A 17,469-nucleotide genomic window follows, 5' to 3' on the forward strand; every position below is an offset into this window, starting at 1 on the left:
GCGAAGGGTAGAGTCGAGATGTGGCGCGGTGGCGGTAGGCTGAACATATCTGTTGGCCGCCTCTTTCGTCTGGCGGTGCCTTAGTAGTTCACCCTTGGCTCCGTTTCCACATCCCGCTCATCGAACCGGACAGGCAGATTTCCCGCATCCGGCTCTCGGACAAGACTTCAAGCCTTCGCCCACGGCATGTCGCGCCCAAGCGCGGTTAGGCGTACGAGCCCGAAGTACCCGTATAGGTGCGAGAGTGGATAGGTTCCGCCCCTGCGTCGCCTGACCTTGTGCTTGAAGCGCAACCACCGGCGCAACCGCGCAGCCGCGTAATTGTCGAGCGCCCGATACGCTTTGGTGACGGTGCCTACATTGAAGTAGTTCGCCCATCCGCGCAGCGTGCGGTTCAACTGGCCTACGAGCTCCGTGGTCTCTTGCCAAGTTCCTGATCGGGCGGTGAGCGCGTGAATGCTTTCGATCACGCGTTTGATGCTCTTGCGCGATGGCCGGTAGCCCAGGCGCGCCTGGCCGGTTTTCGCTGAGTACATCCGCCCGAACGTGTAGCCCAGGAAGTCGAACTCTCCTTCCGGTACCTTGCAGATTCGTGTCTTCTCCTCGTTGACCATCAGCTTCAGCCTTCCCATGATCATGCGCAGTTGTCGCAAGGCCTCTTCAGCTTTGCCCCGCCTGCACAGGATTACGAGATCGTCGGCATAGGTCACGATGCGAGAGCCAAGGCTTCGCTCCAGCCCGAGCATCTTCCATCCCAGCACAAACCGGCGCATGTACAGGTTCGCCAGCAGTGGTGAGATGGGTGAGCCTTGCGGGATGCCTCGCCGCTTGTCCCGTGCCTCGGTCGTCCGTTTCTTCCTTCCTCGATCGTCGGTTTCTTCCACGGGACATTCCAGCCACATCTTGATCAGATGCAGCACGCGCCGATCAACAATTCGGCGCGCTACCGACTTGAGAAGTTCGGCATGCGGAATGCTTCCGAAGTAGTCCGCGAGGTCGGCATCCACGACTTCCGGATGGCCACGGAACAGCTGCGCTTCCACCTCGACCACCGCCTGCTGGGCGTTTCGCCCGGTGCGGTAGGCATATTGCTCTGGTGGAAGATCGGCTTCAAAGATCGGCTGAAGCACCAGCATCGCTGCTGTCATGCAGACCCGATCACGCACGGTCGAGATGCCCAATGGCCTGAGTTTGCCATTGGCCTTCGGTATATACACTCTTCTGATAGGGTCCGGTCGATACGTCTCCTGCCTGAGCGCAAGCGCCAGTTCGCCAAGCCACCGCTGCACCCCGTACGCCTCGAGCTCCGCGAAGTCCTGCCCATCTACACCCGGTGCGCCCTTGTTGGAGCGGCATTGAGCATAGGCATGGGCCAAGATGTCTTCCCGGCTGATCTTGTCGTACAGAGCGTAAAAGCGGTAGCCGGCTTCTGCCTTCGCTTTCGCGTGTAACGCCGTCTGCAGTTTCTGAACACTCTTTGGAGTTGTTAGGTTGCCCAATCCCCAGGTCCCTCACCACGTCTTGCGTTCGTCTTGAACTGAGGTCCCTTCCCTCCGCCGGCGTTACCCGGCTTCAGCGGTACTACAAACCTCTCCGCCACCTCAAGGCGCCCGGCCTGTCCCTCGCGGGCGTCCGGTTGATCATCCCTGACCACGCCTTGGGGCCTCCCGTGTTGCGTACGCTTTCCTGGTGTACATGCCGTCGCCACTACCCCGGCACAGCGACTGGAGGTATTGCTTCGCTCACGTCGCCCCAGTCGTGTCAGCCTTCCCTGATATGGCCGTCAGGTCGGCCCGTGCATCGTCCTTTTCGAGGCTTGCTCAGCGTTCACTCGCGTTACGGCCTGCACACTCGCGCTGTCACCGTATATCGTGACAGCTATCCGAAGGCTTCAGCCACTTCGTCACCTCCATAGCTGCTCCGGTTGCTTCCGGCTGGAGCGTTTCGCCGGGTGGGACTTGCACCCACTGGAAAGCGCCGCCTTCTCACGGCGCACGCCAGAAGCGGCCATTCCATGACCTCGTCGGCACAAGTGCACCGGCTTCACTCGGGCAACCCCGCCTTGCGAAAACCCTCGATTACTAGTTTCGCATTGGATTGCCCGCCTCGAGCGATCCACCCAGATATTGTGAAGGCGGGGTCGAACTCAATCACACGCGCTGCAGCCTCATGTGCCTCAGCATCGCGTCCGAGTAGCGCGAAAGCGGACGCGAGACAGCGGTGAGCTGCCGCATAGGAGGGGCTCTGACGTCGGGCTTTCCTGCCAGCGACGATTGCTTCGTCAAAGCGACGAAGCTCGATGTATGCAAAACCCATTCCTGCCAAATTTGAAGCAAGTAGCCGGTCAAATGGGCTTATTCGAATGGCGCGCTCAAAGCTCCTGATAGCCTCTTCGGGCCGTCCCGCTAGCAAGTAAGTGTGACCTCGATGGACCCATGCGTCAGCTGCATTAGGGTTAGAGGAGACCGCACGGTCCGCCAACTCTCGCGCAGTATCGAAATCGCAAGACCACATAGCCGTTGCACGGCCAAGTGCGCTTAACGCCTCAGAGTCGTTCTCGTCGATGCGAATTGCCAATCGGAGAAGCCGCAATCCTTCCGCAATTTCCGACTTCGGATCGGCCGTCCATCCCTCACCCGCATTAACAAAGTGGCAGGTTCCTGCAAGGGTCGCAGCAAAGCCGTATCGGGGGTCAATCTCCAAGGCGCGAGAGGCAAGCCGAAGGGCCTCGACCGTTCCGCCCGGGGCGCGTGAGGTTAAATGCGGTACTGCTCGAAGACAAAGGTCGTAGGCACTAAGGTCATTCGGCCGACGTGCAGCTAAACTGATTTCAATTTGAAACATTTTTGGTGCAATGGCTGAAACAACACTCTCGGTCATCCGATCCTGGAGAGCGAACATATCGGTCAGGTCACCTTCAAATCGATCGGCCCAAAGGTGCACCCCCGTCGCGGCATCGATCAATTGGCCGATGATGCGGACCTTTCCGGCTGCCTTGCGTACACTGCCTTCCAGCACGTACCGCACGCCGAGTTCGCGCCCGACCTGCTTGATGTCGACGGCTTTGCCTTTGTAAGTAAAACTCGAATTGCGCGAGATCACGAAGAGAAATTTGAACCGTGATAACGCTGTGGTGATTTCATCTACCATGCCATCAGCGAAGTAATCCTGATCGGGATCACCACACATGTTTCGGAACGGCAGCACCGCTATGGAGGGTTTGTCGGGGAGCGCGAGGGCCGATTTCAGCGGTTCTACGCGGTCGTCGGGAACTGCAGTGCATCCCGGGCCTCGTATCTCCAGCACTGTTCCGACGAAGCGGAATCCCTTGCGCTGCAGCGTTTTGATAAGGCGCTGCTCGTCGCCGGAATCGCCAATCACGCTGCGGGCTACATTGAGACGGGTCGTCAGTGCTGCATCGGACACGACACGGCCGTTCCAAACGGCATTGATTAGATCCTCCTTACTAACAACGCGTTCCCGGTTGCGGATCAGGTAATCGAGCAGGTCGAATACCTGTGGAGCGATGGAGACCATTTCCGTCCCGCGATGCAGTTCGCGCCGGTCAGTGTCGAGTGCGAACTCCTCGAAGTGATAACGCAAGCTGCCATTCCTTCAGGCTCTGATCATGCCCGGACCTAGCACCTCTCAGAACGTAAAGAATAAGCTGCCGGTGAGGAGAATGTAAGCCAAATGTGAAGCGTGCCCTCCCGTGCTTGGCATCATCCGAGTAGAAATCACACCCAGGAGCTGCCGCGATGAGCACGACCTATGATGCGACAGGGTTGGGACAGACCGCCCCATCGACGCGACGCGTATCCAGCTTCTTCAACAGATGTTGGAGTGCGCTACAGGAACGGCACAGCCGCCAGAGACTACGAGCCACCTTGTGCGATCTAAGTGATCGGGAGCTAATGGATATCGGCACTACGCGTGGCGAGATCGACTACATCGCTTCGAACCGAGGTATCGACCCACGAGGCATCCGGTCCGCATGATGAACGTCCGATACTGCCGACGGTGCATAGCCGGAAATTGGACACACGACCAGACGCACCATTGCCAGACCCGACGATTTGGGCGCGGGTCAGTTTTGTTATCCGTATTTCGCTGAGATGAGCCCGATGGCCAACTTGTACTTTGAAGACGCGGAAATCGGAACCCGTCGCACCGCAACCAAAGACGCGAGATAGTGTTGCAGTGTTTCAGCAACATTCTCGTTGCGCGGCGACCGGATGCGAAAGCATCGACGTAAGCTATTCGATGAGCGCCGCCGGTTTGGTTTTCGCTCCGATGTCCCTTGTGGGTCATTCGCGACTAAGCCGGGCAGTGCTCGCCACCAATCGATGTCCGCTTCGGTCCCGATAGCGCTCGCATTTGTGCAGAAGCAGCAAATGACGCGAGGGGCCAGAAGCGGGAATCTCTACCGTGAAATTAACTGCCTCCATTCAAGGTAGCCAATCGTCCTTGGCATCGCTCAACATTCTTCGTGGCTTGCTAATTTGCGATAGATAGCAAAGTCATCGAAGTTAGCCATCCGCATCTTGGTAGACGAGATCGCCTGAGTGTGAAACCAACCCTCGATCAGAGCGGCCGCCGTCGCGAAGCCTAATCGGCGAGGCGTCTACGACGCCGTTAGGGCCGTATCGCATTGGTCCCTTTCCTAGGGAAAATACGACGATACGGTCGCGGTGTTGTTGCGACAAGCGCGGATTCAAGGATTTCTGGCGGTAAATCCTGGCGGTATGGCCAGCGCCGTTGTGCTCGTTCTGGCGCTAGTCCGCCCAACGAACGCACCGACGAGTGTGCTATGTTGCCGGGGGAGGAAGGGCGATGAAGGTCATTACCGCGGCACTCGCCCTGCTTACTGACGATCTGTAACCTTTCCTGGCCGAAGCGCGTCCCAGTGGACTCCCTAGCGGGTGCCCGCCAGACTCCGTCGCTCAGGAAGATGACCTCCGCAGTGACACGGCCGATGCCGGCACTTGCTAGACCGACGGCACGCGCCGCAGCGGTCGAGAGGTCGAGCACCCGGCCGCGGATGAAGGGGCCGCGGTCGTTGACCGTGACGACCACGCTGCGACCGCCATACGTCACGCGAAGCTTGGTGCCGAAAGGCAGCGAGCGGTGGGCGCATGAGAGCTCGTTCTGGTCGAAGCGCTGGCCCGACGCAGTCCGGCGGCCGGATTCGTTCCCGTAAAACGACGCAATGCCGGAGAACACGCGCCCGCTCTCCGATGAGGGCGCGGCCGACGCGCTGTCGCTATGCAAAGAGGTGCCAGACATGTTCACAGCGTGACGTGCCTGATGGCTGTGATGGTGCCTCGCCTCGGCCGAAAGGTCGGCGGCAGTCACACCGACCAGGAGAGTTGCAGCGAACACGGCGAATGCCGTCCGCGAGCGGGCTACGCATCGCGCCGTCCACTTAGAAGTTACCATTTAGTGCAGGCGCTGGCGGTAACCTTCAAGGGACCGCGTAGCGCGCTCCTCCTTTGTGCAGGCGGGAGCGCTAGCGGTCTCTCAGCCACCGGCGGCCTACGGACGAGCCCCGGCCGGTGATCGAAGCAAACTCGCAAAACGATCTTTGGTTGCTCCAAATTTCCCGGCTATTCGACGATTTTTCCTGGGGCCGACTGCATCAGCATTCTCGGCGCAAGGTGCGAGTTGATTCGCCCGCGGACGGCTCCGCGAAGTCATGGTCGTCGATCGACAACCCGACCAAAAATGCGCGCTGATATCCATGATGGCCCGGAGCCCAACACGCTCCAATCAGAGGCCGGATACATTGATGCAAGACCGCATCTGCCAGGTTGACGAAACCTCTTGCAACGCGCGGCCGGACCATACATTCGGGTCAATCGCGACTGGGCTGGCCGTGCAGAAATTCCGGCGATGTCCGCTTTGCTCTGGAAGCCGGAGTAAAGTCGGCGGGTGCAGGCGTTTTGCTATGCAGTCCCTTCGCATCCGTCCGCCAAAGCAAGGGGGCCACGAGACAAAACGCAGCAGATGCCGGAACGTCGCCACGCGCCGGTTCGGTAGCGGCCCCTCGAGTTCAGGAGTCCGCCAGGAGTCCTTCCCTCCACGAGCTGGAGGGGCAGCCTTGACCCACACAAACGCCCCCATGGACCCCGCTGAGTCACCGAGAGGCATCGTAGTCGGAAGTACCCCCAGCATCCCCGCACTTAAAGCCGGTCATCGGGGCCAGGATCCGTTCCTACCTGCTAGCGATCTGAATGCGATGGTGTCAGGTCATAATGGTCTATTCCGAGCCCAACACCAGGGAGCTACCCAATCGGCAATAGTTGCTGTGTGGCAAGAAGGACCGCGCCGAACCGTCTGCGCTGCACTGCATCCCCGGGGGAGATGCGCTGATGTCCGTCGTCCACCTCATTGATCACGCCGACTTCGGTCGGCTGCAGATCGACGATCCCGAACACGTGCGGGTTGATCGCGAGGGCGAGCATGAGTTCTATGTGATGATCATCGATGGCAGTTTCGAGCAGACCGCCTATAGCCTGCACGACAACGCGGCAGGCGCTGAGGGGACAGCAGCCGTGTTGGCCAAGCGGCTACGATGCGACTGGGGCACAAACTACCGCCGACGCAAGAGGGTCAGTTCGAGCGATTGAGTTGCTTGGAGCAAGGAGACCCGGCTCCCCTACCGTTGCACGCATGGAGCCACTTGGCTGGCAGAACCCGGCGAGACGGCTGCGAACAAAAAGACATGTGTCACTGACCGATACCGGTACCTTGGTGGCTTCGATCCCGGGTGAACGCCCCCGGAGTCCCCACCCCCCTTCAGCGATAGCTGCCCACCGTGAGGGCCGCCAGAGCCGTTGGGCGGAGCGTGTGCTCTACGCAATCCGCCCGGCGCGATCGGCGGTCTGACGGACCAGTCCGACTACGACCAGTAACGCACCGCGCTGAGACCACCGATATCGTATTCCTCCATCAGCAGGCCGCCCAGCTCGCTTCCGCGCCGGATGCCTTCCATCTGGCGCTCGATCATCTTGTACTCGGCGCTGCCCTCGCGAGCATCCTTAAGCCGATAAGCCAGCTCGCGGATGATGTCTTCCAGCTCGACCTCTTCGGCGGTCTTCGGAATGTCAGGCGAGTAAACGGTGCTAGTCATCGGCCCCTCGCGAGAGTGTGCGGCAGACAGACGGTCCTTCCACAGCAACCCATTTTCGTCGCAGGCATAGGGATCGCTACCGCACCAAATTATTCTATCCTAGCTGAGAGGAAACAACCACGGCGCAAAGATCGATTGCGCGCTGATGCCTTGGTGACTACTGCCCCGTGGCACGCCGGCATGTGCCAATCTCGATTAACCGACGGTCGCGCGTCCACTGATCGACGAAACTGCCGCAGCATGTCCCCGCTGCTGAACAATGACATTGCGTACCTTGGCCCGTCCCTCGCTGACAATTCGGTGCAATGATCTTGCTTGCGCTTGCGTCAAGAACTCCTCTTGTTCCCCTTGGTACCACCAGCCATAAACGCCATGTTGGTCCGGTTGGCGCACAACGCCCAGAAGATGGCGACGAATATTTACACAGCGATACCAAATACTCTCTTCACGCTCATCAATCCAATTCTCAGGGTAGCGCGAAGGCTCCAGGCGATAATTCTGAATTAAGGAGGTTCGATTTAAGACCAAGATGCCGCCGCAATATTCCTCGTTCTTTCCGACTGTCGTGTCGGCCCAATATGCTGCGACGTCCGGAGACCTGGTGAGGAAGACCGCGGGATCTCCAACGTCGGCCGGAAGCAACATTCCCGTACGGAGTATGCAAGGCAGCTGACGCGTCCCATGGTACATTGCGTCATGGCCACGTCCGATCTTTCTAGCTAGTCGCGCCATCACCAGTTCGGGAATAGTTCGTAAACGCTTTTCTCTTAGCTGGACCATAGCGTTCATCCACTGCGACTGATCGGCGGAATGCGACGAAGCTAACAACAGAGCTTGTTAATTGCAGGGCGCGCATCACAAGTGCACTCGCAAACCTGTTCGCGGTAGCGATCGCTTACTCACCATCTGTGGGCATTGACATGCCCAGTCCTCCGTTCGACCGGCGGCGACGAGCGCGCAAAAATGAGCTGGGTACTGGTTCAGGTACCCGCACTGATGCAATCCCGACATTAGCCCCCCGGGCCTGCCGGCTGTGCGCCAGCATCATCGCCTTCGGCGACAGGTATTCCCTGCCGGAGCCGTTGGATGCGTGCCCGGTCTGGCGATCCATTCAGGCGCCTGCCGTTCTGACAAGACGCGCCACGGCGGTCGGATGCCACAAACCCCCGCGGGGCGCTCTGACGCCTTGCTGATTCAGCTCATGCGCAATAGCGCGAACGCTGGTAGCGCCCGTTCGCTTGATGCCCTCGATGATGCCTTGGAGATCGATTGCACGCTGCGCCGCCTTCTCCTTGATCTTGGCGACTGCTTCAGCGTTGCCTGTCTGCTTGCCGCGCAGGGCACGAGCGCCGTTCGGGTTACCAAGCTTCACGCCTCGGGCCTTTGCGGCGGCCAGAGCCTTCTTGGTGCGCTCGCCAATCAAACCGGCTTCCAACTCTGCGACCGCGGCCATCTGAGTGAGCAGAAACTTTCCCATAGGCCCAGGAGGAACACTCGGCAGGTCGCAGAACACCAAATCGACATCGCTGGCGACAAGCGATCGCAGGAGGTCCACGTTTCGGGTCAATCGGTCCAGCTTCGCGAATACCAGCTTCGCCCCGATGGCTTTGGCGTGCGAGAGCGCCGCCGCCAGCTTCGGCCGGTCCGATTTCCGGCCGCTCTCCGTCTCCACATATTCAGATACGAGCGTCCACCGGCCCCCGTTGAGGTAGCTCGTAACGGCCTCGCGCTGCGCTTCGATACCAAGGCCGCTACGTCCCTGTTTGTCGGTCGAAACCCGCAGGTAGGAGATAAATTTTCCCTGTGCCACGCGCCAAAAGCCCCATACACGTCTTGATGTAACGCCCGTTAGATCAATTTGTAACACTCTGCGTGGAGAACTCGTACGAACATTTCAGAATCCCTGCGATTCCGTTTTGCATACCTCACCGCGTCTGATGGGAAGTCCTCAAATGTTAGCTAGATTATGTGAGGACGCGAGCAGCGTCAGAAACCTCTTGGCTCGCGGTCTTTTTGCGCGCGCCTACCCAGCGAGAGAGCCTACGATCCTAGCTCTCGTCGGCTATTTCCTCACATCGCAAAACTTGAAGATCACGACTAACGTGGCGTCCATTCGGTAATCAGTCCCCAAAAGGATCAGTTTACCCGCCCGGCGGTCGGACCAGTCGGCGTGAGATCGACATCAGACGGCTCGAGGAGTTGCCGGATGACGATCGTCAACGGCTGACCATCGTCGCCGGCAATGGGCTGCATCGGTTTGCCCCAGCCGCGATCCAGCAGGATGCCTGCCGCAGCTACGCGCGCGGCCGGTGGTGCGGCCTCTTGGCTGACGATCCCCGCAAGCGTCCTGACGCACAACGCGGTGTGCCCCCGCGCCATTGACCGTAAATCAGTTGGAATTTTCTTTCTGGGCAAATGCTTACGGGGTGGAGCTACCCCCCTCCTGTTGGCGCCCTAGCGTATCCAATGCCATCGCATGATGGTTTCTGGCTCAACATCCGACCGGTTCATTGGGACGTTAGTCACAGTATAACGCGATCCGTCCCGGCCGGCGAATGTCCCTCCGCGGCATCTTGACTGATCACTTCTCTCGATCGGGTTTTTTGAGGCGGGTGACAGGTCCGACAGGCTATCCGGTTATCCCCGTTACGCGCGCGCGCGTGACGTCCATAATGGAGAAACCTGTCGGACCTGTCACCGCACTCAGTGCTTCTTGATAAGAACGCGAGCAAAGCCCCGCTGGCCCGTATGTGACTCGCGCCGCTTTTCGTAGCCACGATCCTCCAGCATGCCGGATAACCCCATGGTGCTCCCGGGCTTGATATTGCGTTCCTCGCACCAAACTTTCCAGGAAGCGAACAGGGCGCTCATGCGGGTGAAAGCGGTATCGGCCGCGTCTTCGGTACAGTCCTCCAGCCACTCGCCGACCGTGTCCTGGCTCCGGAAGTACTCGTCGGTCGCCTCGCGCACGCAGGGCAGGTGCTGCGAGCCCATCCCGTTGCCATTGCAGGCAGCCGTCGAGGCACCAGCGCAGGATCGCCGCGCGCTCGCCCCACAGCTTTTCGGGTAGCCCAGGATCACGCTCGCCGGCCGGGATCCGGACGGTGAAGGGTGCAAGCAGCAAGCGCCGCCGCATGGCTTCGTCGACGGTGCCAATGCGCGGCTTGTGGTTGCCGGCGATGAACAACTTGAAAGTCGGCACGAAATCGAAGAAGTCCTGCCGCATGAACCGGGCGGTCAACCTGTCACCACCTGTCAGGGCCTTGATCTTGGTCTCATCCCAGCGACGCCCCTTCTGCGTTTCCTGCGCAACAACTAGGCGCGCGCCGCGGAGCTTGGCGAGATCGGTCGGGTGGCGCTCGGTGTTGCTCGAGACGAATGTGCCCATATCGGCAACGGTCGCGTAGTCACCGAAAATGCGGACAAGCGTGTTAATGAACGTGCTCTTGCCGTTCGCGCCTGTGCCGTAGGCAAAAACGAAGGCGTGCTCGGTCGTGAGGCCGGTGCAGCAATATCCGATGTAGCGCTGCAGGAAACCCTGCAGCTCGGCATTGCCGGCCGTGATGCGCTCGAGGAATGCACTCCACTGCGGGTGAGGCGTGCCGGGTGGTGCGGCCCCGCAAGCCGTGGACTTGGTCATATAGTCGAGCGGGTCCGGCTCGCGGGACAGTCCCGTAGCCAGGTCGTAGACCGCAGCCGGGATATCGCCATCAGCGGCCGTGAGCAGATGCAAGTGGTTCTGGTCCCACTGCTCGACGGTCGCAGAAAGGCGGCGATCGGCGCGGGCAAGCTGCACCACGGCGGCAACGGTCTTGGCCGATGCCACAGCGGTGGGCTTGCTGGATTGCGGCGCGAACTCTCGGCAGATGACGCGAGCCCGGTCGAACGCGTGCAAGGTGTCATCGGCACCCCAGCGGCTGCCGTCATAGACGAACCACCGCCCCCAGGCTGCAACGTAACGGGAATCGGCGGCGTGCCGCTCCGCGTAGATAAGTGCAAGCGCGTCTTCCGAGCTGGCTGGGGGCTCGCCGGCATCCTGCAGAGCAGCCAACTTTACGATGTTGTCAGCCATTACCGCGTCTCCGCAGCTCCCTGCCAGCGATGCTGTTCACAATGCGCTCGACGTCACCGCGAGGCAGTGGGGGCGTGCAGTCGGTAGCGTTCCACGACTGCAGCAGGCCGAGAGCGACAAAAGGGTCGATGTGATGGCGCAGGAGATGGCCGGCGAGTTTCGCAATGCTGCAGTCGCGTGCGCCCTCACTGACACCCTCAATCAGCAATCGCCATTCCAGGGAAGGCGTTTTGCCGACGGGAGCGCCAGCCTGCAGGGCCAGCAGCCAGCCGGGCGCGTCCGCGATCGCGTTTGCACTGTCTACGCTCCAGCAGTAGGGGCGACCGCTGGGGTGGATGGACGGTGGGCTCAGTACATAGCCGCCCTCTCCCCGGACATCGATGTGCCGTCCAATCTTGCCTGCGGAGTTACGCACCGGCTCCTTTGGCCATTTGAAGTAGATATGGCGACCGCGAGCCGTGATGGCCTCGACGGTCGCGGGCAAGGGGCCATGCTCTACTTCAAGCTTGCGCAACGCGGCTTCGGCATCACGACCATCAACGTCGACCACGAAGACGCCGGACGCCGCACCGGTCGCGATAGCAATGTTGTTATCGGGCTGTCGCTGCCACCATGCCGAAATGATGTCCTGATCCGTGGTGGCGTCCTTGAGACCGTTGGCCGTTGCCGGCCGCTTGTCACGCGGCCGGCACGGAAAGACATGAAGTCCCCGCGCCGCGAGAGCCAAGGCTGTCTGGATCACGGCGCGTCTCCCTAGAACGGGATTGCGTCGCCGACCTTGGCGGCCGGCGGGGCCTTCGGTGCGCGGATACGGATGCAGTCGACAGTGCTACCGCGCAGCGTCGTCGTGGACGGATAGAGTTCGATGCGATGGCCGGGCCAGTTATCGGTGTCGTCACCGGCGATCGCAGCGACGCTGTCCCAGTTGGTCATGTTGAGCGGCAACGGCTTCATGCCGCAACGGAAGTACAAGACAGTTTTGGTCTCCGCATTGCCGCCGCTGCCGAGCGTCTCGGTCGGAGCGCGCTCGATCTCGGGCACGTGCGGCTTGCCGTTCAGATCACTCACCTTCAGGTACTTTGACGGGAAGATTTCGTTTCGTTTGGCCATATCTGACTCCTGCCGTTTCCGATCGGGTCTAAGTGGTGTATTACCACCACCATTATGACTCAAACTGTCCGACCAATAAAGGAAAAGAGGTGGACGCCCACCACTTTTTGTGATTTGGTTTGGTTCATGGCTGGTCTCAAATCGTTCCTGCAGGGCGTAGCTCCGATATTGGGCGTTTCCCCCGCCGCGCTGTACGAGCGACAAAGAGCGCTCGTGAACATCGGCGTCCTGGAACCAACAACAGGTCGCGGACCCGGCAGCGGTGTCCCCTTCACTGCCGAAAATTTTGCCGCGGTTCTAATCAGTCTTCTGGCGGCTGAATCGCTGTCCAAGGTTGACGAATGCGTTGCGGATCTGTGCAGGGCAATGCCCGTGCCATCAAAGCAATACAAAAGTTGGTGGATCGAAAGCGGCAAGCCCACCTTCAGGAGCGATGTTGGGCTGTTGCTAGCTGGACAAATGCCGATTTGGACTTTTGACCATATCTTTATAGGGGATTCTTTTTACGAAATCCGCGTCACTCGCCCTTGGCGCGGCCAACTGGTCAGCAGCGCCGGCGAGATCCTCGATTACTATCCCACCGCGATTGACGAGACCATGGTCAGCCGCTCAATCAGTGTTACTGCGGCGATCGAACGCGAAATGTTCTCCAAACTCATTACTTTCACAAAGGGTGCGCTTAGCCAGATCGAAGCGGAGGAAGACGATTCGTGAAACCGTGAGCGGTCCCCCCGGCCGCGTGGTAATCAAACTCGAACAGCGCGGAGCGGCAAAGCGGGGCGCCACGGCGGCAGCGCTTCGGGTCATCAATACGTGCCACCAGGACATTGCCATGAGTACCGGTTCTTGGCGCATAAAACCTTCCGAGGTCGAGCGGACGCTCAAGTCGATACGATCCGTCGGCTTGCAGGTCAGAAGTGTTGAACTGGCCGCGGACGGTACCATCAAGATCGCCGTCAGCGCGTCCGAGACCGGCGAGCCCGTCATCGAGACGCCTGAGCAATTGAGAAAACTATTATGAAGCCGAAGCCGCCTCGCTCTGCCCTGCCCTTGCCGCGCTATGTACGTCGCAAGCCGTGGGGCGGACGTTGGTTCTACTTCTTCGACGTGCCGACGTGGGCGCGAAAGAAGGGCTGCTCCGTCGGCAACGAGCCGCTAGGCTCCGACTACGCCGCAGCAGTCCAGCGCGCGGAGACGGTGCTGCTGCCCGCATTCGATAGTTGGCGCACTGACGGCAACGACGGCAAGCCCGACGTTGGCGTGATCAGGGGCAGCATCGACTGGATGTTCAATGAGTTCCGTAAGACGTGGAATGAGGCGACCGCGAAGCGTCCGCGCCCGCTGAGTCCTGGGCAGCAGCGCGTCCACGAGACCGGCATCGGCATGATTGCCGACTACGTGCTGCAGGACGGCAAGCGCCTCGGCACTAGGCGCGTCACGAGTCTCGACACCGCGTTCGTCGATGACCTGTTCAAGAGGCTGCTTCACAAAAGAGAAAAGGACGCAGGGGGCAACGAGATTCTGGTCCAGCGCCGCACTACGACCAACCACGCGATGAAGACCGCGCGCAACGCATGGAACACGGTTTCGCGCGCCAATCCTGGCGTGTTTCCACTGAAGAATCCCTTCGAGAAGATGGGACTGGTGTCAGGCGATACGCGCGAGACGCCACATGCGACGTTCGAACAGCTGATGATCTTCCGCGCCAAGGCTGTCGAGATGGGTTACCCGTCGTTGGCAACGGCCGCTATGATCGGCTGGGAATTGCTGCAGCGGAAGGCGCACATCTTTATCCGTTTCCAGGTCAAGCACTACCGCCCCACCGACCGGCCGAACCACATCTACGTCATCAACTGGAAAACCGGCACCGGCTCGTGGGAGCCGCTTTTCGATGACAACGGCGAGCCGCTCTACCCAACGCTGATCAGGGAGTTGGACGAGATCAAGGCCAAGCGGCCAACCGGCGGACTGATGCTTCGCCGGGACGGCACCGGCCGCCCATGGGTTGGCAAGGACGAGCAGCTGACGCAGGTTGAGCGCAAGTGCCGGGAGATCATCGACGCGGCTGGCCTGCCCCCATTGATGGACTCTAACGGTGAACCACAGCCACTAACCTTCACCTCGTTCGGCCGCCACGGCGGCGCGACCGAGTCGGTAACGTCCGGCCTGACAGAGCTAGAGCTGATGAAGAAAGGCCAATGGTCATCGACCAAGGCGATGGGCCACTACCTCCATGGCAACGACGAGGGCAAGCAGGTGGCCCAGCTGAAGCGCATCAAGAAGCGCGGCCAGAACGCCTGAGCCCTCGCTCGAGATTGAACTCGGCCTTTATGGGGCACGAATTTTCGCGAACAGATCGCGAAAACTTTGTCGGAAGTGTTCAGCCCGACTTGTCGGAAGTTGGGAGCGCTCGCAGTCTAAGCCATTGAAATCATTGGAGCGGGTGAAGGGAATCGAACCCTCGTATTCAGCTTGGAAGGCTGCTGCTCTACCATTGAGCTACACCCGCATCTGGGCATCCCCTAACACGGCGCGCCGGGCGCCTCAACCGTCCAGACCCCGCCTTTTAGGCGTTGCGAACAGGCTCAGGACGCCGCGGCCCGCACCTCCTCTACTTCTTCGCGACGGTCGGCCATCTCGGCAGCGAGCAGGAGCGCGGCACGGCTAGCGCCGGTGGATGCTATCCCCTTGCCTGCGATGTCGTAGGCGGTGCCGTGCGCGGGCGTGCAGATCGGAAACGGAAAGCCGCCGAGCAGAGTCACGCCGCGATCGAAGCCCATCAGCTTCATCGCGATCTGTCCCTGGTCGTGATACATCGTCAGCACCGCATCGAAGGCGCCGTTCTTCGCGCGCAGAAACACCGTGTCGGCCGGGAACGGTCCCTCAGCGACAATGCCATCGCGCTGGCCGGCTTCGACCGCGGGGGCGATGATATCGATTTCTTCGCGGCCGAAATTGCCGCCGTCGCCGGCGTGCGGATTGAGCCCGGCGACTGCAATGCGCGGCCGCGCAAAGCCGGCGTTGCGCATGCAGCTGTCGGTCAGCTTCAGCGCGCGATGGATGCGCTCAGCGGACAATCGCGCAGCGACGTCCTTCAGCGGGATGTGCGAGGTGACCCGCGCGTTCCAGAGCTCGCCCAGCACGTTGAACTCGCTCGCCGCGGTCTTGAGCCCGGCGATTTCCGCCGAGAACGCGATCTCGTCGTCATAGTCGGCGCGGGTAAGCCGCATCGCTTGCTTGTTGAAGGGGGTGAAGCAGACCGCATCGACGCGGCCGTCGCGGCCAAGCTCGAGCGCGTGCCGGTAATTGGCCAGCGCGAACCCGCCGCCGGCAAGGCTCGCAACGCCGCGTTCGACCTCCGCCGGATCGAGATGGCCAAGATCGACGAACAACGCGTCGCCCTCCGCCGCGCGGAGATCGGCGCCCTGCTCCACCGTCTTCAGCTCCGGCGTAACGCCGGCAACGCGCGCGCCTTCATCGAAGATACGGCGGTCACCGATCACGACCAGTCGGGCGCGGGCGCGGATGTCGTCGAGCGCCACGAGCTTCGCCGTCAGCTCCGGGCTGATGCCGGCGGGGTCTCCCATTGCGAGAGCAACGAGCGGCTTTGCGGTCATATGATCACCTTCTCCTGGCTTGTCGTCTCGTGTGCGGGCGACGTTGGCTTGCGCCAGATGCGCGTGAGCTGCAACACCAGCGGAAGCAGCAACAGCGCGATGCCGGCGACCACCAGGCAGGTCACCAGCCGGTTGGCAAAGAAGATTCCGAGCGACCCCTTGGACATCAGCATCGACTGCCGGAACGCGTCCTCCGCCTTGTCGCCGATGACGATCGCGAGCACCAGCGGCGCCAGCGGATAGAACAGCTTCTTGAAGAGATAGCCGACGATCCCGAAGCCGAGCATCATGACCACGTCGAGATAGGAATTCGACACCGAATAGGCACCGACGACGCAGATGATCACGATCAGCGGCGCGATAATCACGAACGGAATCCGCATCAGGGCGGCGAAGACCGGGACGGTCAGCAGCACCAGCGCGACGGCGACGATGTTGCCGACATACATCGAGGCGATTAGGCCCCACACAAAGTCCTTCTGGTCGACGAATAGCATCGGCCCGGGATTGAGCCCCCAGATCATCAGCCCGCCCATCATCACGGCCGCGGTGGCCGAGCCGGGAATGCCGAGCGAGAGCATCGGCAACAGCGCGCTGGTGCCGGCGGCATGATCGGCCGTCTCCGGCGAGATGATGCCTTCGACCTCGCCGGTGCCGAAGTGGCGGCCGCGGCGCGAGAAGCGCCGGGCGATGCCGTAGCTCATGAAGGACGCCGCGGTCGGACCGCCCGGCGTGATTCCCATCCAGCATCCGATCGCCGCACTGCGCAGCAGCGCAACGCCATGCCGCGGCAGGCGCGCCACCGCGCGAAACACCTCGCCCCAGTCGATCTTCGAGGAGACCGCGCGGGCGTGAACCTCCTCCTCGACAGCGACCAGGAGCTCGCCGATACCGAACAGGCCCATCACCGCGACGACGAAGCTCACGCCCTTCACGAGCTCGTCGACGCCCATCGTGAGGCGGACGCTCCCGGAGACCGTGTCGATGCCGATCGCAGCGATCGCAAAACCGATCGCGAGCGCCACGACGGTCTTGATCGGCGCCGCGCCGCCCATACCGACGAAGCTCGCAAAGGCAAGGAAATAGACCGCAAAATATTCCGGCGGCCCGAAAGCGAGCGCGACCTGCGCCACCCATGACGCCAGGAAGGTGATCAGGATGACGCCGACCAGCGCGCCGAACGCAGCCGAGCCGAAGGCGGTAGCGAGCGCGGTCGTGGGCCGGCCGTCGCGCGCCATCGGATAGCCGTCGAAGGTGGTCGCCACCGACGATGGCTCGCCGGGAATGTTGAACAGGATCGAAGTGACGGAGCCGCCGAACAGCGCACCCCAATACATGCTGGAGAGCAGGATGATCGCCGATACCGGCTGCATGCCGAAGGTCAGCGGCAGCAGCAGCGACACGCCGTTCGGCGCGCCGAGCCCCGGCAGCACGCCGACGAGAATGCCGAGCAGCACTCCGATCACCATCAGCACCAGATGCGGCACCGTGACCGCGATCGTGAAGCCGTGCAGGAGTTCCTGGAGATTATCCATCGA

The 17,469-nt window shown here is 61.1% G+C and carries 17 protein-coding genes and 1 tRNA gene; 5 read left to right on the forward strand and 13 right to left on the reverse strand.

Translation table 11 applies throughout. The features are described from left to right. Nucleotides 1–167: 167 nt before the first annotated feature. Together ltrA and YUU_RS0129205 are read right to left on the reverse strand one after the other, a co-directional pair. Nucleotides 168–1,499, reverse strand: a complete 1,332-nt coding sequence (gene ltrA, locus YUU_RS0129200) for a group II intron reverse transcriptase/maturase (protein WP_051389937.1) — start codon at nucleotides 1,497–1,499, stop codon at nucleotides 168–170. A gap of 544 nt (nucleotides 1,500–2,043) precedes the next feature. Beyond that, nucleotides 2,044–3,603: a tetratricopeptide repeat protein gene (locus YUU_RS0129205; RefSeq protein WP_027525566.1), complete on the reverse strand. Its 1,560-nt coding sequence runs from the start codon at nucleotides 3,601–3,603 to the stop codon at nucleotides 2,044–2,046. 155 nt (nucleotides 3,604–3,758) lie between these two features. On the opposite strand from YUU_RS0129205, the gene YUU_RS56760 reads away from it, so the two are divergent. Then, the gene (locus YUU_RS56760; RefSeq protein WP_084801595.1) at nucleotides 3,759–3,998 is read left to right on the forward strand and encodes a DUF1127 domain-containing protein; all 240 of its coding nucleotides are present in this window, start codon (nucleotides 3,759–3,761) and stop codon (nucleotides 3,996–3,998) included. A 637-nt stretch (nucleotides 3,999–4,635) separates the two neighbouring features. Here the strand turns inward: YUU_RS56760 and YUU_RS62420 are convergent. Next, nucleotides 4,636–5,439: a septal ring lytic transglycosylase RlpA family protein gene (locus YUU_RS62420; protein WP_084801596.1), complete on the reverse strand. Its 804-nt coding sequence runs from the start codon at nucleotides 5,437–5,439 to the stop codon at nucleotides 4,636–4,638. A 932-nt stretch (nucleotides 5,440–6,371) separates the two neighbouring features. On the opposite strand from YUU_RS62420, the gene YUU_RS52055 reads away from it, so the two are divergent. Then, on the forward strand, nucleotides 6,372–6,629 hold the full coding sequence (locus YUU_RS52055; protein ID WP_035663636.1) for a hypothetical protein: 258 nt from the start codon (nucleotides 6,372–6,374) through the stop codon (nucleotides 6,627–6,629). Between the two features lie 272 nt (nucleotides 6,630–6,901). On the opposite strand, the gene YUU_RS0129220 is transcribed toward YUU_RS52055, so the two are convergent. The 7 genes from YUU_RS0129220 to YUU_RS0129250 all read right to left on the reverse strand — a co-directional run bounded on the left by YUU_RS0129220 (nucleotide 6,902) and on the right by YUU_RS0129250 (nucleotide 12,314). After that, nucleotides 6,902–7,132: a hypothetical protein gene (locus tag YUU_RS0129220; RefSeq protein ID WP_027525568.1), complete on the reverse strand. Its 231-nt coding sequence runs from the start codon at nucleotides 7,130–7,132 to the stop codon at nucleotides 6,902–6,904. A gap of 195 nt (nucleotides 7,133–7,327) precedes the next feature. Beyond that, a complete protein-coding gene (locus YUU_RS58970) occupies nucleotides 7,328–7,912 on the reverse strand; it encodes a hypothetical protein (RefSeq protein ID WP_156944565.1) in 585 nt (194 codons plus the stop codon). 331 nt (nucleotides 7,913–8,243) lie between these two features. Next, nucleotides 8,244–8,942: a recombinase family protein gene (locus tag YUU_RS0129230; protein ID WP_027525570.1), complete on the reverse strand. Its 699-nt coding sequence runs from the start codon at nucleotides 8,940–8,942 to the stop codon at nucleotides 8,244–8,246. A 326-nt stretch (nucleotides 8,943–9,268) separates the two neighbouring features. After that, complete coding sequence (locus YUU_RS0129235; RefSeq protein WP_035663637.1) at nucleotides 9,269–9,511, reverse strand: hypothetical protein; 243 nt, start codon at nucleotides 9,509–9,511, stop codon at nucleotides 9,269–9,271. A gap of 250 nt (nucleotides 9,512–9,761) precedes the next feature. After that, nucleotides 9,762–11,204 (reverse strand): phage/plasmid primase, P4 family, encoded by a 1,443-nt coding sequence (locus YUU_RS52060; protein WP_051389938.1) that lies wholly within the window; start codon nucleotides 11,202–11,204, stop codon nucleotides 9,762–9,764. Continuing rightward, on the reverse strand, nucleotides 11,197–11,946 hold the full coding sequence (locus YUU_RS52065; RefSeq protein ID WP_084801597.1) for a bifunctional DNA primase/polymerase: 750 nt from the start codon (nucleotides 11,944–11,946) through the stop codon (nucleotides 11,197–11,199). Before YUU_RS52065 ends, YUU_RS52060 begins: the two co-directional genes overlap by 8 nt. Before the next feature lie 11 nt (nucleotides 11,947–11,957). After that, nucleotides 11,958–12,314 (reverse strand): hypothetical protein, encoded by a 357-nt coding sequence (locus YUU_RS0129250; RefSeq protein WP_027525572.1) that lies wholly within the window; start codon nucleotides 12,312–12,314, stop codon nucleotides 11,958–11,960. Nucleotides 12,315–12,440: 126 nt separating this feature from the next. Between YUU_RS0129250 and YUU_RS0129255 the strand changes: the two genes are divergently transcribed. The 3 genes from YUU_RS0129255 to YUU_RS52070 all read left to right on the forward strand — a co-directional run bounded on the left by YUU_RS0129255 (nucleotide 12,441) and on the right by YUU_RS52070 (nucleotide 14,615). Further along, nucleotides 12,441–13,028: a hypothetical protein gene (locus YUU_RS0129255; protein WP_027525573.1), complete on the forward strand. Its 588-nt coding sequence runs from the start codon at nucleotides 12,441–12,443 to the stop codon at nucleotides 13,026–13,028. Between the two features lie 118 nt (nucleotides 13,029–13,146). Next, a complete protein-coding gene (locus YUU_RS0129260; protein WP_156944566.1) occupies nucleotides 13,147–13,335 on the forward strand; it encodes a hypothetical protein in 189 nt (62 codons plus the stop codon). Next, nucleotides 13,332–14,615 carry a hypothetical protein gene (locus YUU_RS52070; RefSeq protein WP_245288121.1) on the forward strand — a complete coding sequence of 428 codons (1,284 nt, stop codon included), beginning with the start codon at nucleotides 13,332–13,334 and terminating at the stop codon, nucleotides 14,613–14,615. Before YUU_RS0129260 ends, YUU_RS52070 begins: the two co-directional genes overlap by 4 nt. Before the next feature lie 134 nt (nucleotides 14,616–14,749). Here the strand turns inward: YUU_RS52070 and YUU_RS0129270 are convergent. The 3 genes from YUU_RS0129270 to YUU_RS0129280 form a co-directional block, all read right to left on the reverse strand. Beyond that, nucleotides 14,750–14,823, reverse strand: a tRNA-Gly gene (locus YUU_RS0129270). 76 nt (nucleotides 14,824–14,899) lie between these two features. Continuing rightward, entirely contained in the window at nucleotides 14,900–15,931 is a 1,032-nt protein-coding gene (locus YUU_RS0129275) for a 4-hydroxythreonine-4-phosphate dehydrogenase PdxA (RefSeq protein WP_027525576.1), read from the reverse strand. After that, nucleotides 15,928–17,466, reverse strand: a complete 1,539-nt coding sequence (locus YUU_RS0129280) for a tripartite tricarboxylate transporter permease (protein ID WP_027525577.1) — start codon at nucleotides 17,464–17,466, stop codon at nucleotides 15,928–15,930. Before YUU_RS0129280 ends, YUU_RS0129275 begins: the two co-directional genes overlap by 4 nt. Nucleotides 17,467–17,469 lie beyond the last annotated feature (3 nt).

This window comes from Bradyrhizobium sp. Ec3.3 (assembly GCF_000472925.1).
In the GTDB taxonomy this organism is placed as follows: Bacteria; Pseudomonadota; Alphaproteobacteria; order Rhizobiales; family Xanthobacteraceae; genus Bradyrhizobium.